The organism is Pseudomonas sp. GD04019, from assembly GCF_029837695.1.
GTDB lineage: Bacteria > Pseudomonadota > Gammaproteobacteria > Pseudomonadales > Pseudomonadaceae > Aquipseudomonas.
On sequence record NZ_JAOEEA010000017.1, the window covers coordinates 48461 to 63133 of the forward strand.

Consider the following 14673-nt stretch of genomic DNA (forward strand, 5'->3'; position numbering starts at 1 on the left):
CAGTACGGAGCCACTCCATGAAAATCATCCTGATCGGCGCCAGCGGCACCATCGGCCGCGCCATCGACAACGAGCTGAAAGACCGTCACCAGATCGTCCGCGTCGGCCGCAACAGCGGCGAGCTGCAGGTAGACATCACCGACCAAGCCTCGATTCGCCGCCTGTTCGAGCAGACCGGCCCGTTCGACGCGCTGATCAGCGCCGCCGGCAACGGCCACTTCGGCCCGCTGGAAGAACTCACCGCCAAGGAATTCGCCGTGGGCCTGGACGACAAGCTGATGGGCCAGGTCAACCTGGTGTTGATCGGCCGCGAGTTCGCCAACGACGGCGCCTCCTTCACCCTCACCTCCGGCGTGCTCAGCGAAGACCCTATCCGTTTCGGCAGCGCCCTGAGCATGGTCAACGCGGCGGTCGACGGTTTCGTCCGTGGCGCCGCCATCGAGCTGCCGCGCGGCCTGCGCATCAACAGCGTGAGCCCGACCGTGCTGGAAGAGTCGCTGCCCAGCTACGGCCCCTACTTCCGCGGTTTCAAGGCAGTACCCGCAGCCACCGTGGCCATGGCCTACGCCAAGAGCGCGGAAGGCCGGCAGACCGGGCAGGTCTATCGCGTACTGTGATCCCGGCGGTTGCCTGAGCGTGCCAGCGGTGGCACCGTGGTGGGGTGTTTCAGACAAGGACGCCCCTCATGACCCGATCACTGCAACTCTCCGCCCTGCTCGCCTGCACACTGCTGGCCGCCTGTTCCTCCAGCCCGGACAAACCGGCCGCCGCGAGCAAGGGCGATGGCCGCTGCAACGCCGAGGCGGTGCAACACCTGGTGGACAAGCGCATCACCACCGAGATGGCCGAGGAAGCCCGCGCAGAAGCCGGCGCCGAGCACCTGCGGGTGACCCAGCCGAACCAGCCGGTGACCATGGACTACAACCCGCAGCGCCTGAACATCGACATCGACGAAGACGACACCATCATCCGCCTGAACTGCGGCTGATGCGTGCGCTGCTCTGCGCCCTGCTTGCCACCTGCGTGGTCGGCCAGGCCACGGCGCTGGGCCGGGAAGTCGGCTACGGCGAGACCCGCGAGCAGTTCGCCAGCCTGCGCCAGGTGCTCGACTGCGGCAGCTGGAAGATTGGCGAAAACCACGGCGACCTGCGCCTGCTGCGCTACTCGCAATACGGCCAGGACCTGATCTTCGTCGACCGCATCGCTCCGGATGAGGCGGGTACAACCTGGCGGGTGGAACAGGGCTACGGCTTCGCTGAGGTCAACAACGACCACGCCGAACTGAGCTTCGCCCGCCTCAGCTGCTCCAGCGATGGCGCCACCCGGGTCACGGTGGAAGGTCTGGCCGAGAATGGCCACGAGCAGAGTGACTGGCAGATCCGCATCGACCTGAACCTCGACAGCGGCACCTACCGCTACGACGCCAGCCCCGCCGAATAACCCTCGACGCGCATCTCCATACGCCGGATCAGGCCGCTGTCCACCAGGCGGCCGAGCAGCTGCATGTGCGGCAGTTGCAGGTGTGCCTGCAGCGCCTGCTCGGAATCCCACTGCCCGCGCAGCTGCCACTGCTCGGGGCACTGCTGGTCGTGCAGCAGCTCGCAGCCATGGCAGGCGGCATCGCGCCTGGCCCGCAGCAACAACTCGCACAGACGCAGGCCGAGCTCCTCGCCGTGGCCTTCCCGGGCCTGGAAGCGGACCAGGCTGGTGATTGCTTGATTCATCTTGTGTCTCCTGCAGGCGCCGCCCCTTGCGAGGCGGCGCAGCGGATCAGTAGGCGCTGGAGGTGGGACGGATCACCAGCTCGCTGACATCCACCGCGGCCGGCTGGTCGATGGCATAGGCGATCGCTTCGGCGATGGCGCTGGCCGGAATCGCGTCGCGGCGGAACTCGCGGATCATCTCCAGGGTGGCGCCATCGGAGATGGTCTCGGCCAGGTCCGACTCGGTGACGCCCGGCGATACCACGGTGACGCGGATATCGGCGCCCACTTCCTGGCGCAGCGCCTCGGACAGCGACACCACCGCCGCCTTGGTCGCGCAGTACACGGCGCCGGTGGCGATCGGCTTGTAGGCGCCGATGGAGGCGACGTTGATGATCTGCCCGGCGCGGCGCTGCTGCATGCCCGGCAGCACGGCGGCGATGCCGTGCAGAACGCCGCGGATATTGACGTCGATCATGCGGTTCCACTCGCCAATCTTCAGCGCCGCCATGGGTGACAGCGGCATCACCCCGGCGTTGTTGATCAGTACGTCGACCCGACCGAAACGCTCCAGGGCCAGGTCGACCAGGGCCTGCACCTCTTCCTCGCGGGCCACATCGGTGGCGCGGTACTCGGCCGTGCCGCCCTGGTTGCGGATATCCGCGGCCAGCGCTTCCAGGCGCTCGCTGCGGCGGGCACCGAGTACCACGCGGGCGCCCTGGCTGGCCAGCAGGCGGGCGGTGGCTTCGCCGATGCCGCTGCTGGCTCCGGTGATGACGATGACTTTCTCTGCGATCTGCGACATGAGCTGTTCCTCGGCAAGCGGCGCGCAAGTGGCGCCGGGACGAGGCAGAGATTGCGCTTGGACCATCGGCGGTCGTTAGCCGGAAACTGTCGACGACTTGCCTGATCCTGCAAACCATCCACGATCAGGCACTAGGCTTAGCAGACTATGACGAGTCGGTTTGCCCAAAACTGCCGTGCTCTTGCCTGATCCTGCCGATACCCGCCGAACCGCCACAGAGTGCGCGTATGCTTGCGGCAACGGAGGAGACCCGCGCCATGCCCAACGTCGAGAATGCCGAACAGAACCTGGAAGGCCAGCGCTGCGAGCTGGCCGGGCTGATTGCCCAATACTGTGCCGATGGCGGCATAGTCGAGACGGCGATCCCCGGCCTGGCGCTGTACCGCGCCACCGCGCCGTCGCCCATCGTCCACACCCTGTACCGCCCGGCCCTGTGCATCATGGCCCAGGGGCAGAAGGTGGTGCGCCTGGAGGGCGAGGTCTATTGCTACGACCCGCTGCATTACCTGGTGGCCTCGGTGACCCTGCCGGTCACTGGCGAAGTCACGGTGGCCGCGGTGGAGCAGCCATACCTGAGCCTGCGCCTGGATATCGACCCGGCCGAGCTGGCCAGCCTGATCGCCAGCGCCGGGCCCATCGGTGTGCCCAACCAGGGCAGCGGCCGCGGCCTGCATGTCGACCGCCTCGACGCCCCGCTGCTGGACGCCGTGCTGCGCCTGGTGCGCCTGCTCGACAACCCGCGCGACATCGCCATGCTCGCCCCGCTGGTGCAGCGCGAGATCCTCTACCGCCTGCTGCACAGCCCCCAGGGCCAGTTGCTGCGCGATATCGCCACGGCGGACAGCCAGGCCCACCGGGTCAACCGCGCCATCGAGTGGCTCAACCAGCACTACGGCGAGCCGCTGCGTATCGAGGAGCTGGCCAAGGTGGCCAACCTCAGCACCTCCACCCTGCACCACCGCTTCAAGGCGCTGACCGCCATGAGCCCGCTGCAGTACCAGAAGCAGCTGCGCCTGCAGGAAGCACGACGGCTGATGCTGTGCGAAAACCTGGATGTATCGAGTGCCGGCTACCGGGTCGGCTACGAGAGCCCGTCGCAATTCAGCCGCGAATACAGCCGACTGTTCGGCGAGCCGCCGGTGCGCGACCTGGCTCGGTTGCGCAACGCGGTCTGAGCCTCTGGAGAGTATTGCTGGGACCCGTTAGGCTGGCGGCCCGATGACCATGACAAGGACGCCACATGTCTCGAATGCTGTTCGGTGGCCTGCTGGCCCTGTTCGGTGCCCCCTGCCTTAGCGCAACGGAAAGCACGACCCCGAACATTCCCCCCCTGAGCCAGGTCTGGTTCAAGCCAACCCTGCAAGAAGATCACGCCCCCATCTGCGCTGAACTGCTGCATGCCGCCAAACAGGTCTTTGTTGGAACGGATGCAAGCCTGAGCGCACTGGAGCTTCGCGGCCTGCAGGAGGTGGAGCCGAGAAAACACAGTCAGCGACGCGAAGACGGCTCCAGCATCCACTTTGGTATTTACACCCATCCGGGGTGCGGTGGGGGCTGCGAGCAGTATCAGATAGTGGCCGGCGCCACGCCTCTGGACTATCACCCCAGCGTGGCAGACGAGCAACTCAACCAGAGTCCCGAACGCAGCAGCAGTGCCCCTCGGTTGTTCGTCGACGACAGTCGGCAACTTTTGACCATCAGCGACGATGCCGCCCCTGACAGCCTCGCGAAAAATCTCTTCCTGCACAGGCTCGATGCCGGTCTCCGTTGGACACCGGTCTGTCAGGTGAAGATGGCGCCCACGCGAGATACAGCAGCTGCGCCTGCCGAGCTCGCACCCGCCCTGCGCGCCCTTGACAGGCTCGCCGGCAGCATGGGCAGCCTGTCCCAGGGCTACGGGGATTGCGGCTCATTGCGGGCGGGCGAGTGGAGAGCGTCTCGATTGCCTGAAGATCTGTGGCTGGCGCTCTATCGCCCCTGGATGCTCTACACGCAAAACGATGGCTACAGAAACTCGCAACAGGGCTTCCAGACCGCCGAGCGCGCCCTGGAACAATGGGCGCTCACCGGAATAGTCGAATTCAGAACCGCGCATGAATACCGCAACGCATTGGAGAAGGCCTATCAGGCACTCGCCAAATTCTATTCTTCGGCTTTCGAGTGGCCAGCCGAACAGTCCATAAGCATCGCTCGCTCGACTCTGAACAGCGCGGTGGGCCATGCGCTGGCCTTCCCGTCCTCTGGCTATGCCCCCTTTCCTGAAAGCGAGCGCCCCTTGCGCCGAGCGATTCTTGAGGCACGCCCCATAGAGGAAATCCGCCAGATCGGCGGAGCCTTGAGCGACCTGAGCATCGCCATCGAACACCCTCGAGCCATGCAGCTTCTGCTGGAGCAGGGTAGCGATCCAGACCAGACCAATCCCTTCGGCAAGACGCCGTTGATGTACGCCGCCCAGTACAACCAGCTTGAGACCGCACGCCTGCTGCTGGCAGCCGGGGCGAACGCCAACGCCATGACGATCTTGCCCGACGACAGATGCTCTTACACACTGAACACCAGCAAGATGACCGCCTTGCACTATGCGGCGCGCTATGCGTCGGCGGAGCTGACGGAGCTGCTACTGCAGAAGGGGGCAGCACCCTTTATCCGCAGCGTCAGCAGTGCCTATCGGGACGGCAGGACCGGCACCCCGCAGGAATGGCTAAGACGCCATACCGCAATCGATGCCAAGGAGCCTAATCCGCATCTCTCGGCCGCCCAGGCCAGCACGCTGGAGCAGGCCCTGCAGGCTCCGTCGCCCAAGCAACTAAGGCAACAGGCCAAGCAGCTGACGCTAAAGGCGGAGAAGGACTATGCCGAAGAGCGCGCGCTCCCCGCCTACCATGCACTGTTGCTGGCCCGGGAGGCCTCGCCGCAGGATGGCCGCATACTGAGCAACCTTTCCCTGGTCGCGTTCAAGCTGGGCAAGCAGGGAACTGCGCTGGAGGCAGGCCAACAACTGCTCGATAGCAGCCAGGATGCCAGGCTGCTGGCCAACGCTTGGTTCAACCAGGGCCTAGTCTGCGAAAGCGAAGGCTGGACGTCCTACAACGGGCGCACCTACTGCCGCAGCGGCAGTGTCTATGCGTATTACCGTGCAGCAAGCCTGGGTGGTACGCCTGCTCGTCAAGACAAGCTACTGGCCCAGTTCCGTGCCGCCAATAGGGTCCACTGCCGGCTCATCTATGGCGAAGAGGAAGTCGACATACTCGTGCAAGACGACTCTCGCTCGACGGGCAACGGCTCCTGGATCGGCCAGACGCTCTATGCGCTTTACCCATCAGCCGTTCATTTACAGGCCGGGGATTTTTCCTGGCGGGTAAAGGACCGCACCATCCAACCACGCGAAGTTGGCACCCTAGAGTTCGGCGAATGGCGTTTGAGTGTTCTGGAGAGCCATGAATCGCTGGGTAATGCGCCGCTGCAAGTGGGTAGCGATAGCTGCGTCGCAGTACGGCAATAGCTACCAGTCCAGCGCGATTGCGCTCTCAAAGCTGCGCGGCTCGCCGCTCAGCGGGTCGGCGAAGTCCAGGCTGTGCGCCAGCAGCTTGAGCGGGCGGGTGAAGTCGTCAACGCCCTTCTCATCGACCAGCTGCGGATAGAAGGTGTCGTTGCAGATCGGCGCGCCCAGCGCGGCCATGTGCACGCGCAGCTGGTGCTGCTTGCCGGTGACCGGGAACAGCCGGTAGCGCCACAGCTCGCCATGGCGCTCCAACACCTCCAGCAGGGTCTCGCTGTTCGGCGCGCCGTCCACCTCACGCATGCGGAAGAACGGCTCGCCCTTCTCCAGGCGGCTGTGCCGGTGCAGCGGGAACTCGTGTTGCGGCAGCGCCGGGGCAATGGCCTGGTAGCGCTTGTCGATGCGCCGCTCGCGGAACAGCGCCTGGTAGGCGCCGCGGCTGGCGGGCTCGGCGGAGAACAGCACCAGCCCGGCGGTGTGCCGGTCGATGCGGTGCAACGGCGCCAGGTGCGGGTTGCCGGTCTCGCGCACCAGGCGGGTGAGCAGAGTCTCCTCGGCGTAGTCGCCGGCCGGCATCACCGGCAGGAAGTGCGGCTTGTCCGCCACCAGCAGGTGCTGGTCCTGGTAGACGATGCGGGCCTGGAACGGGATCTTCCGTTCGTTCTCGATCTCGCGGAAATACTGCACCCGCAGCGCCTCGCGGTACGGAGCCTCGGGGCCCAGCGGGCGATCCTGGTCGTCCAGCACCAGGCCGCGGGCCATGCGCTGCAGCCAGGTGTCGCGGGAAATCTGCGGGAAGCGCGCGCACAGGCAATCGAGCACGGTCGGCCAGTTGCCGGCCGGCAGGTGCAGGTAACTGGGGCGAACGTTGAGCGGGCGCGAGGACATGGCTAGGGGCTTGTTGACGAGGCTGCGCATTATTCCTCAGAGCGGGGAAAAACGCCGCCCCGCTCGTCTGCGCCGACTAGGCTGTTGGGCGACCATCACAGGGAGGCTCCACCATGCTCAAGACCTACCACGGCAGCTGCCATTGCAAGCAGGTGCGCTTCAGCGCGCGGATCGACCTGGCCAAGGGCACTGGCAAGTGCAACTGCAGCTTCTGCGTCAAGGCGCGCAACTGGAGCGTGCTGCTCAAGCCCGATGCCCTGCGGCTGGAGAGCGGCGAGGAGGCGCTGAGCGGCTACCAGTTCAACACCTTCAGCGCCCACCACCTGTTCTGCAAGCACTGCGGCATCCGCACCTTCACGCGCGGTGACATCCCGGAGATCGGCGGCGCCTTCGTCTCGGTGAGCCTGGCCAGCCTGGACGACCTGAGCCCGGACGAACTGCTGGCCGCGCCCGTGCACCATGCCGACGGCCTCCACGACAACTGGATGGAGACGCCCGCCGAGATCCGCCATCTGTAGGGCTCGATCCGCGCGCCGCTGTAACTGCCGGGATCTGCCTCGGCGGCGCAGGATAGTCGCTCGATATCCGAGGAGTCCTGATGAAGACCATAGGCCTGATCGGCGGCATGAGCTGGGAGTCCACCCTGCCCTACTACCGCCACATCAACGAAGCGATCAAGGCGCGCCTGGGCGGCCTGCATTCGGCGCGGCTGGTGCTGTACAGCGTGGACTTCCATGAGATCGAGCAGTTGCAGCGCAGTGGCGACTGGCAGCGCGCCGGCGCGCTACTGGGCGAAGCGGCGGCGGCACTGGAGCGGGCCGGCGCGGAGTTCCTGGTGCTCTGTACCAACACCATGCACAAGGTCGCCGATGCCATCGAGCAGGCGGTGAGCATCCCGCTGCTGCATATCGCCGACCCGACCGCCGAGGCGATCCGCGCGGCCGGTCTGCAGCGGGTCGGCCTGCTCGGCACCCGTTTCACCATGGAGCAACCGTTCTACCGCGAGCGCCTGGAGAGCCGGCACGGCATCCAGGTGCTGGTGCCGGACGAGGCCGACCGCCAGCTGGTGCACCGGGTGATCTACGAGGAGCTGTGCCTGGGCGCGGTGCGCGAGGAGTCGCGCCTGGCCTATCGCGAGGTGATCGCCCGACTGGTGGCCCAGGGCGCCCAGGCGGTGATCCTCGGCTGCACCGAGATCGGCCTGCTGGTGGGAGATGCGGATGCCACGGTGCCGCTGTTCGACACCACCCTGCTGCATGCGCGGGCGGCGGCCGAGCAGGCGCTGGACTAGCCGATCAGCTGCTCGACCTTGTCGTCATACAGCACCACCCGGTCGCGGCCGGCGGCCTTGGCCGCATACAGCGCCTTGTCGGCGCCCTGGATCAGGCGCTGCGGCCCGCCCTCGGCGGCCATGTCGGGGGACGGCTGGCAGACGTTGACCCCGGCGCTCAGGCTCAAGCGGCGCCAGGGCGAGCCGGCATGCGCCACGCCCAGCTCCTCCAGCGCCACACGCGCCTGCTCGGCCACCTGCAGCGCGCCCTGGGCGTCGGTCTCCGGCAGCAGCAGGCAGAATTCCTCGCCGCCGTAGCGCACCGCCAGGTCCGCCGGGCGCTTCTGCCCGCCGCGGATCACCTCGGCCACGGTGCGCAGGCATTCGTCGCCGGCGGAATGACCATAGATATCGTTGTACTGCTTGAAGTAGTCGACATCGAACATCACCAGCGCCAGCGGCTTCTGGCTGCGCGCGGCGCGGGCGAACTCGTCGCTGATCGCGCGGATGAAGCGGCGGCGGTTGGCCAGGCGTGTCAGCTCGTCTTCCAGCGCCTGCTGCTCCAGGCGCTTGTTGAAGGTGCGCAGGGCGTCGCGGGTGGCCATCAGCTCGATCTCGGTCTTCTGGCCCTGCTTGATCAGGCGCAGCAGGTAGAAGCCGAACAGCGCCAGCATCACGGCGAGCAGCATCACCACCACCAGTTGACGCGAGGTGTCCTCGCGCCAGTCGGCAAGAATGTCCTGCTCGGCCAGGGCGGCGATCACCACCAGCGGATAGCCCTGGATCTGCCGGTAGCTGAACAGACGCTCCACGCCATCGATCACCGACGGCAGTATCGCGGTGCCGGTCGGACTCTGTGGCAACAGGCTCTTGAAGATCTGCCCGCCGGCGATGCTGGCACCGATCAGATCCTCGCGGTAGGGGCTGCGCACCAGCAGGGTGCCGTCGTTGAGCACCAGGTTGATGCTGCCGTGTTCGCGAATATCGAAGGTGGCATAGAACTGCCGGAAGAAGTCGATGGAGATGGTCGCCAGGGCCACCCCGGCGAAGTTGCCCTGGGCATCCTCCAGGCGCCGCGACAGCGGGATGATCCAGTCACCCGTGGTACGGCTGCGCACCGGCTTGCCGACATGGGCGCCGTGGTCGTCCGGATACTGGCGGTGGTAGATGAAATACTCGCGATCGGCATTGTTGGCCCCCGGTGGCACCTCGCCAAAGGAGTTGACCAGCCAGTTGCCCTCGCGGTCGTAAGCGAACAGCCCGTGCAGCTCGGCCTGCTCGTACACATGCTGACGCATCAGGCCCTGCAGGCGCTGCAGCTGCTCCGGCTGCGTGCCATCCACCTGCAGGCGTTCGACCAGGTCGAGCAGCACGGTGTCGGCCTTCTTCAAAGTATCGCTGGCCTGGCGCGCCAGGGCCGAGGCCAGGTTGCTGGTCTCGATCTCCGCGTCACGCAATTGCACCTGACGCGCCTTCCACATCAACCAGCCGTCGGTGGCCACCAGCGACACGCAGACCAGCACCACGAAGACTCGGGCCAGCGGCACCAGGCTCGGCCTTCGCCACCAGCGGTGCTCCGCGCCATCCGTATTTGCGTTCTGAGTCATCGAATCCTGCTGCCTGCCTCCAGCCACCCAGCTTCAAATATAGAAAAGCCTGGGCAGGGTCAATCAAAGACTCCGTAACAGATGCACCGCGAGCCCCACGACGGCGCTGGCCAGCAGCACCTGGATCACCCCGCGGCGCAGCACGAACAGGGCCAGCGCCGCACCCAGGGCGATCAGCGCCGCCGGCCAGTCGAAGGCGCCGGCAAAGCCCTGGGGCCACAACACATGGTAGGCAAAGAACAGCGCCAGGTTGACGATCACACCCACCACCGCCGCGGTGATGGCGGTGAGCGGCGCGGTGAACTTCAGCTCGCCGTGGGTCGACTCCACCAGCGGCCCGCCGACGAGGATGAACAGGAACGACGGCAGGAAGGTGAACCAGGTGACCAGGCAAGCCGCCAGCGCGCCGCTGGCGAAGGCCGAGTCGACGCCGAACAGCGGCTGCCCGTAGGCACCGACGAAGGCGACGAAGGCCACCACCATGATCAGCGGACCCGGCGTGGTCTCGCCCAGGGCCAGGCCGTCGATCATCTGCGCCGGGCTCAACCAGCCGTAGTGATCGACCGCGCCCTGGTAGACATAGGGCAGCACCGCATAGGCGCCGCCGAAGGTGAGCAGCGCGGCCTTGGTGAAGAACCAGCCCATCTGGGTCAGGATGCCGTTCCAGCCGAACAGTGCGGTCAGCAGCGCCATCGGCAGCAACCACAGGGCGCCGCCGACCAGCAGCAGGAGCAGCAGGCGCGGCCAGCCAAAACGTGCGTGCTTCGGTGGCGGCGTGTCGTCGTCGATCAACGCCGGGCCGTAGGACTTCGCCGCCGCGCCATGCCCGCCGCCAACCGAAAAATTCTGCGGCACCAGACGTCCACCCAGATAACCGACCAGCGCGGCCGCCAGCACGATCAGCGGGAACGGCAGGTTGAGGGCGAAGATGGCGACGAAGGCCGCCCCCGCGATGCCCCATAGCCAGCCGTTGCTCAGCACCCGCGAACCGATGCGATGAGCGGCGTGCAGCACGATGGCGGTCACCGCCGGCTTGATCCCGTAGAAGATCCCCGCCACCAGCGGCAGATGGCCGAAGGCGATATACAGCCACGACAGCAGGATCAGGATCAGCAGCGACGGCAGCACAAACAGCCCCCCGGCGACTATGCCGCCCCAGGTGCGGTGCTGCAGCCAGCCGATGTAGGTGGCCAGCTGCTGGGCCTCGGGGCCGGGCAGCAGCATGCAGTAGTTGAGGGCATGCAGGAAACGCCGCTCGGAGATCCAGCTCCGTCGCTCCACCAGCTCCTGATGCATGATGGCGATCTGTCCGGCCGGCCCACCAAAACTGATGAAGCCCAGCTTGAGCCAGAACAGCAGCGCCTCGCGCCAGCTCAGCGGCTGCGGTGCAGCCGGGTTGTTCTCCATGTGCATGTCCCTGCCCCCAATACCTGCGGCCATGCTGCCACAGGCTCTGCGACAACGGCATGGCGATTGGCATCTTCGGCCGGGACTTGGACCGTGCGGATGCATACACTAGCGCCCAGTTTCCTTCTGCCGAGAGCCCGCCATGACCGACGCTGCATCCTCCATCGCCATCATCATCGGTGCCGGCCACGCCGGCGGCGAACTGGCCATCGCCCTGCGCAACGAGGGCTGGGAGGGCCGTATCCTGCTGCTCGGCGAAGAGGCGCACCTGCCCTACCACCGCCCGCCGCTGTCCAAGGCCTACCTGGCCGGCAGCGTGGAGAAGAGCAGCCTGTCGATCCGTCCGCAGCTGGCCTACGACAAGGCCAACGTCGAATTCTTTGGTGGCGTACGGGTCACCCACATCGACCGCGCCAACAGGCGCCTGGAGCTGGCCGACGGCAAGCAACTGGCCTACGACAAGCTGGCCATCGCCACCGGCGGCCGCCCGCGCCCGCTGAGCGTGCCGAATGCCGCGGCCGCCGCGCACTGCGCCAACTTCCACTACCTGCGCACCCTCGACGACGTCGAGCTGATCCGCGCGCAGATGGCCGCCGGCAAGCGCCTGGCCATAGTCGGCGGTGGCTATATCGGCCTGGAAGTAGCGGCCGCCGCCGTCGCCCAGGGCCTGCAGGTCACCGTGCTGGAAGCCCTGCCGCGGGTGCTGCAGCGGGTCACCGCGGCCGAGCTGTCGGCCTACTACGAACGCAAGCACCGCGAGGCCGGCGTGGACATCCGCACCGGCGTGCAGGTGGCCGATCTGGAGGTGAACGGCGAGGCCGTGAGCGCCGTGCTGTGCGCCGACGGCAGCCGCCTGGAGACCGATCTGGTGGTGGTCGGTATCGGCCTGATCGCCAACACCGAGCTGGCCGCCGAGGCCGGATTGGAAGTGGACAACGGCATCCTGGTCGACCAGCACGCGCAGACCAGCGATCCGGATATCTACGCCGCTGGCGACTGCACCAATCATCCCAACTCGCTGCTGGGCCGCCGCCTGCGCCTGGAGTCGGTGCCCAACGCCCTGGAACAGTCGCGAGTGGCCGCCGCCGGCATGGCCGGAAAGCTCAAGGCCTACGCCTCGGTGCCCTGGTTCTGGTCCGACCAGTACGAGCTGAAGCTGAAGATGGTCGGCCTGTCCGAAGGCTTCGAGCGTCTGGTGCTGCGCGGCGACCCGCAGACCGACAGCTTTAGCGCCTTCTACCTCAAGGATGGCAAGGTCCTGGCTGCCGACACGGTCAACCGCCCGCAGGACTTCATCGCCGCCAAGCGCCTGGTGGCCGAGGGCATCGCCGTGACGGCCGAGCAGCTGGCCGACGACAGCCGGCCGCTGAAGGAGCTGCTGCCGGCACCGGCGTAGAATCGCCGCGGGTACTGATGGGATGCCGCCTGGTCACAACCTCGATCATCTCGAAGTCGGCCTCGGCTGCGTCGCAGTCGGGACACTACCAGTCTGCCGGAATCTCGTCCCGGCGAGTGCCCGGCGCATGCTCTCTTCCTGCCACCCCAGAGCTTCGTCATAGAGCAAGCCACAGAGATATGCAGATTCCCTGAACTCAACATGCGACGCGACCTCCTAAAAGGAGGACAAGCAACTAAACCCTTAGAAATGATAGAACCAGTCGCTATAATCCCCTGCGCTTTTACTTATTCAACTTCAGTATTACTACTCAAGACTGCGAATAGCATTGCGCAGCCCTCATATCTGGTGGACATGTGACGAAAGACGAACTGCGCACCGAACTGGAGCGCCAGGCGCAACGTTACAAGGATGTTTATGGCGGCGAGGTGATTACCTACGCGGCCCAACCGGACCCCGAGCGCAAGCCCTGGCGCAAGAAACAGAGCCTGCTGGATCAGGCGTTCCAACAGGAACTGCAAAAGATCGAGCGGGCCCGCGAAGCGGAATAAGCGATATCCGCCGCTCAAACCAAGTTTGAACGGCGGTGCCGACATTCAGCGACGTCGACTACCGCCCAACAGCGACCCCATCAAACCGCGCACCAGTTGCCGGCCGATCTGATTGGCTGCCTGGCGCACGGCGGTCTTCATGACTTGGCTGGCCAGGCTGCCCAGCAGCTCCCCTGCCATTCCCCCCAACCCGCCCTCTTGCACCTGGGTCGTCTTGCCGGGTTTAGCGGCCGGGGCCTCTGCAGGCGCCTGGGTGGCGCGAGCCGTAAGTAGCTCATAAGCCGACTCGCGATCCACCGGTCGGTCGTAGCGTCCCGCCTGGGGCGAGGTGCGCAACACCTCTGCCCGTTCGGTCTCGTTCAGCGGTCCGATACGCGACTGCGGCGGAGCGATGGCCACGCGCTGGACCATGGCCGGCGTGCCCTTCTCTTCCAGAGTCCCCACCAGCGCCTCGCCGATACCCAATTCGGTGAGCACGCTCAGGCTGTCGAACGCCGGATTGGGGCGGAAGCCGTCAGCCACGGCGCGCAGCGATTTCTGCTCCTTGACGGTGAAGGCGCGCAGGCCGTGCTGGATGCGCAGGCCAAGCTGGGCCAGCACCTCATCCGGCAGATCGCTGGGCGATTGGGTGACGAAGTAGACGCCGACACCCTTGGAGCGAATCAGTCGTACCACCTGTTCCAGACGCTCCTGCAACGCCTTGGGCGTGTCGGCGAAGAGCAGGTGCGCCTCGTCGAAGAACAGCGCCAGCACCGGCTTGTCGGCATCGCCACGCTCCGGCAGTTGCTCGAACAGCTCGGCCAGCAGCCACAACAGGAAGGTGGCGTAGACCTTGGGCGCCTCGTGCACCAGACGGCTGGCGTCCAACAGATGGATGCGCCCACGGCCGTCGCGATCGGGATGCAGGATATCCTCCAGCTGCAGTGCCGGCTCGCCGAACAACGCCTCGGCGCCTTGCTGCTCCAAAGTCGCCAGGCGGCGCAACAGCGCCTGGGAGGACGCGCCGGCAAACAGCGCGCGATCCTCGCCGAGCATCTCGGTATGGTCCTTGAGGTGATTGAGCAGGGCCTTGAGGTCTTTCAGGTCAAGCAGCAGCAGGCCTTCGCGGTCGGCCACCTGGAAGGCGGCATACAGGGCGGCCTGCTGGCTGTCGGTCAGCTCCAGCAGGTTGCCCAGCAACAGCGGCCCCATCTCGCTCAGGGTGGTACGCAGGGGATGGCCGCTATTGCCCGCCACATCCCACAGGGTCACCGGGTAAGAGCGCGGGCTGTGATTCAGCCAGGGCATGCCGGCGATTCGCTCGGCCACCTTGCCCTGGGGGTTGCCCGGCGCCCCCAGACCGCACAGGTCGCCCTTGATGTCGGCGGCGAACACCGCCACACCGGCATCGCTGAACGCCTCGGCCAAGCGCTGCAGAGTCACCGTCTTGCCCGTGCCCGTCGCACCCGCAACCAGGCCGTGGCGGTTGGCCAGGCGCAGGGCCTGGGCGATCGGCTGGCCTTGAGGGTCCGCGCCAAGAACAAAAGAATCGACTACCGGCATCTTGC

Annotated in this window: 15 protein-coding genes; 9 read left to right on the forward strand and 6 right to left on the reverse strand. The window is 66.4% G+C overall.

Features of this window, described 5'->3' with window-relative positions:
- Positions 1-17: 17 nt before the first annotated feature.
- The 3 genes from N7607_RS21960 (at position 18) to N7607_RS21970 (ending at position 1440) form a co-directional block, all read left to right on the forward strand.
- Positions 18-617 (forward strand): short chain dehydrogenase, encoded by a 600-nt coding sequence (locus tag N7607_RS21960; RefSeq protein ID WP_279868668.1) that lies wholly within the window; start codon positions 18-20, stop codon positions 615-617.
- Positions 618-685: 68 nt separating this feature from the next.
- Positions 686-988, forward strand: coding sequence for an I78 family peptidase inhibitor (locus N7607_RS21965; protein ID WP_279868667.1), 303 nt, complete (start codon positions 686-688; stop codon positions 986-988).
- Positions 988-1440, forward strand: a complete 453-nt coding sequence (locus N7607_RS21970) for a hypothetical protein (RefSeq protein WP_279868666.1) — start codon at positions 988-990, stop codon at positions 1438-1440. The genes N7607_RS21965 and N7607_RS21970 overlap by 1 nt, the downstream gene beginning before the upstream one ends.
- Here the strand turns inward: N7607_RS21970 and N7607_RS21975 are convergent.
- Positions 1416-1724, reverse strand: a complete 309-nt coding sequence (locus N7607_RS21975) for an antibiotic biosynthesis monooxygenase (protein WP_279868665.1) — start codon at positions 1722-1724, stop codon at positions 1416-1418. The two genes, N7607_RS21970 and N7607_RS21975, sit on opposite strands and share 25 nt — an antisense overlap.
- Before the next feature lie 46 nt (positions 1725-1770).
- On the reverse strand, positions 1771-2508 hold the full coding sequence (locus N7607_RS21980; RefSeq protein ID WP_279868664.1) for an SDR family oxidoreductase: 738 nt from the start codon (positions 2506-2508) through the stop codon (positions 1771-1773).
- A 257-nt stretch (positions 2509-2765) separates the two neighbouring features.
- On the opposite strand from N7607_RS21980, the gene N7607_RS21985 reads away from it, so the two are divergent.
- Positions 2766-3683 carry an AraC family transcriptional regulator gene (locus N7607_RS21985; RefSeq protein ID WP_279868743.1) on the forward strand — a complete coding sequence of 306 codons (918 nt, stop codon included), beginning with the start codon at positions 2766-2768 and terminating at the stop codon, positions 3681-3683.
- Between the two features lie 65 nt (positions 3684-3748).
- Positions 3749-6010 carry an ankyrin repeat domain-containing protein gene (locus N7607_RS21990; protein WP_279868663.1) on the forward strand — a complete coding sequence of 754 codons (2262 nt, stop codon included), beginning with the start codon at positions 3749-3751 and terminating at the stop codon, positions 6008-6010.
- Here the strand turns inward: N7607_RS21990 and N7607_RS21995 are convergent, their stop codons facing one another.
- Positions 6011-6895, reverse strand: coding sequence for a pseudouridine synthase (locus N7607_RS21995; RefSeq protein ID WP_279868742.1), 885 nt, complete (start codon positions 6893-6895; stop codon positions 6011-6013).
- Positions 6896-7008: 113 nt separating this feature from the next.
- On the opposite strand from N7607_RS21995, the gene N7607_RS22000 reads away from it, so the two are divergent.
- Positions 7009-7413, forward strand: coding sequence for a GFA family protein (locus N7607_RS22000; protein WP_279868661.1), 405 nt, complete (start codon positions 7009-7011; stop codon positions 7411-7413).
- An 80-nt stretch (positions 7414-7493) separates the two neighbouring features.
- Positions 7494-8186 carry an aspartate/glutamate racemase family protein gene (locus tag N7607_RS22005; RefSeq protein ID WP_279868660.1) on the forward strand — a complete coding sequence of 231 codons (693 nt, stop codon included), beginning with the start codon at positions 7494-7496 and terminating at the stop codon, positions 8184-8186.
- Here the strand turns inward: N7607_RS22005 and N7607_RS22010 are convergent.
- The gene (locus tag N7607_RS22010; protein WP_279868659.1) at positions 8183-9772 is read right to left on the reverse strand and encodes a sensor domain-containing diguanylate cyclase; all 1590 of its coding nucleotides are present in this window, start codon (positions 9770-9772) and stop codon (positions 8183-8185) included. The two genes, N7607_RS22005 and N7607_RS22010, sit on opposite strands and share 4 nt — an antisense overlap.
- Before the next feature lie 63 nt (positions 9773-9835).
- Positions 9836-11179 (reverse strand): chromate efflux transporter, encoded by a 1344-nt coding sequence (gene chrA / locus N7607_RS22015; RefSeq protein WP_279868657.1) that lies wholly within the window; start codon positions 11177-11179, stop codon positions 9836-9838.
- Positions 11180-11321: 142 nt separating this feature from the next.
- Between chrA and N7607_RS22020 the strand changes: the two genes are divergently transcribed.
- Both N7607_RS22020 and N7607_RS22025 read left to right on the forward strand, forming a co-directional pair.
- Complete coding sequence (locus N7607_RS22020) at positions 11322-12575, forward strand: FAD-dependent oxidoreductase (RefSeq protein WP_279868655.1); 1254 nt, start codon at positions 11322-11324, stop codon at positions 12573-12575.
- A gap of 356 nt (positions 12576-12931) precedes the next feature.
- Entirely contained in the window at positions 12932-13126 is a 195-nt protein-coding gene (locus N7607_RS22025) for a hypothetical protein (RefSeq protein WP_192397860.1), read from the forward strand.
- A gap of 45 nt (positions 13127-13171) precedes the next feature.
- On the opposite strand, the gene N7607_RS22030 is transcribed toward N7607_RS22025, so the two are convergent.
- Positions 13172-14668, reverse strand: coding sequence for a helicase HerA-like domain-containing protein (locus tag N7607_RS22030; protein ID WP_279868653.1), 1497 nt, complete (start codon positions 14666-14668; stop codon positions 13172-13174).
- Positions 14669-14673 lie beyond the last annotated feature (5 nt).

Coding starts and splice junctions, on each gene's coding strand:
- N7607_RS21960 (WP_279868668.1), top strand. CDS start 18: ATGAAAATCATCCTGATCGGCGCCAGCGGCACCATCGGCCGCGCCATC.
- N7607_RS21965 (WP_279868667.1), top strand. CDS start 686: ATGACCCGATCACTGCAACTCTCCGCCCTGCTCGCCTGCACACTGCTG.
- N7607_RS21970 (WP_279868666.1), top strand. CDS start 988: ATGCGTGCGCTGCTCTGCGCCCTGCTTGCCACCTGCGTGGTCGGCCAG.
- N7607_RS21975 (WP_279868665.1), bottom strand. CDS start 1,724: ATGAATCAAGCAATCACCAGCCTGGTCCGCTTCCAGGCCCGGGAAGGC.
- N7607_RS21980 (WP_279868664.1), bottom strand. CDS start 2,508: ATGTCGCAGATCGCAGAGAAAGTCATCGTCATCACCGGAGCCAGCAGC.
- N7607_RS21985 (WP_279868743.1), top strand. CDS start 2,766: ATGCCCAACGTCGAGAATGCCGAACAGAACCTGGAAGGCCAGCGCTGC.
- N7607_RS21990 (WP_279868663.1), top strand. CDS start 3,749: ATGTCTCGAATGCTGTTCGGTGGCCTGCTGGCCCTGTTCGGTGCCCCC.
- N7607_RS21995 (WP_279868742.1), bottom strand. CDS start 6,895: ATGTCCTCGCGCCCGCTCAACGTTCGCCCCAGTTACCTGCACCTGCCG.
- N7607_RS22000 (WP_279868661.1), top strand. CDS start 7,009: ATGCTCAAGACCTACCACGGCAGCTGCCATTGCAAGCAGGTGCGCTTC.
- N7607_RS22005 (WP_279868660.1), top strand. CDS start 7,494: ATGAAGACCATAGGCCTGATCGGCGGCATGAGCTGGGAGTCCACCCTG.
- N7607_RS22010 (WP_279868659.1), bottom strand. CDS start 9,772: ATGACTCAGAACGCAAATACGGATGGCGCGGAGCACCGCTGGTGGCGA.
- chrA (WP_279868657.1), bottom strand. CDS start 11,179: ATGGAGAACAACCCGGCTGCACCGCAGCCGCTGAGCTGGCGCGAGGCG.
- N7607_RS22020 (WP_279868655.1), top strand. CDS start 11,322: ATGACCGACGCTGCATCCTCCATCGCCATCATCATCGGTGCCGGCCAC.
- N7607_RS22030 (WP_279868653.1), bottom strand. CDS start 14,668: ATGCCGGTAGTCGATTCTTTTGTTCTTGGCGCGGACCCTCAAGGCCAG.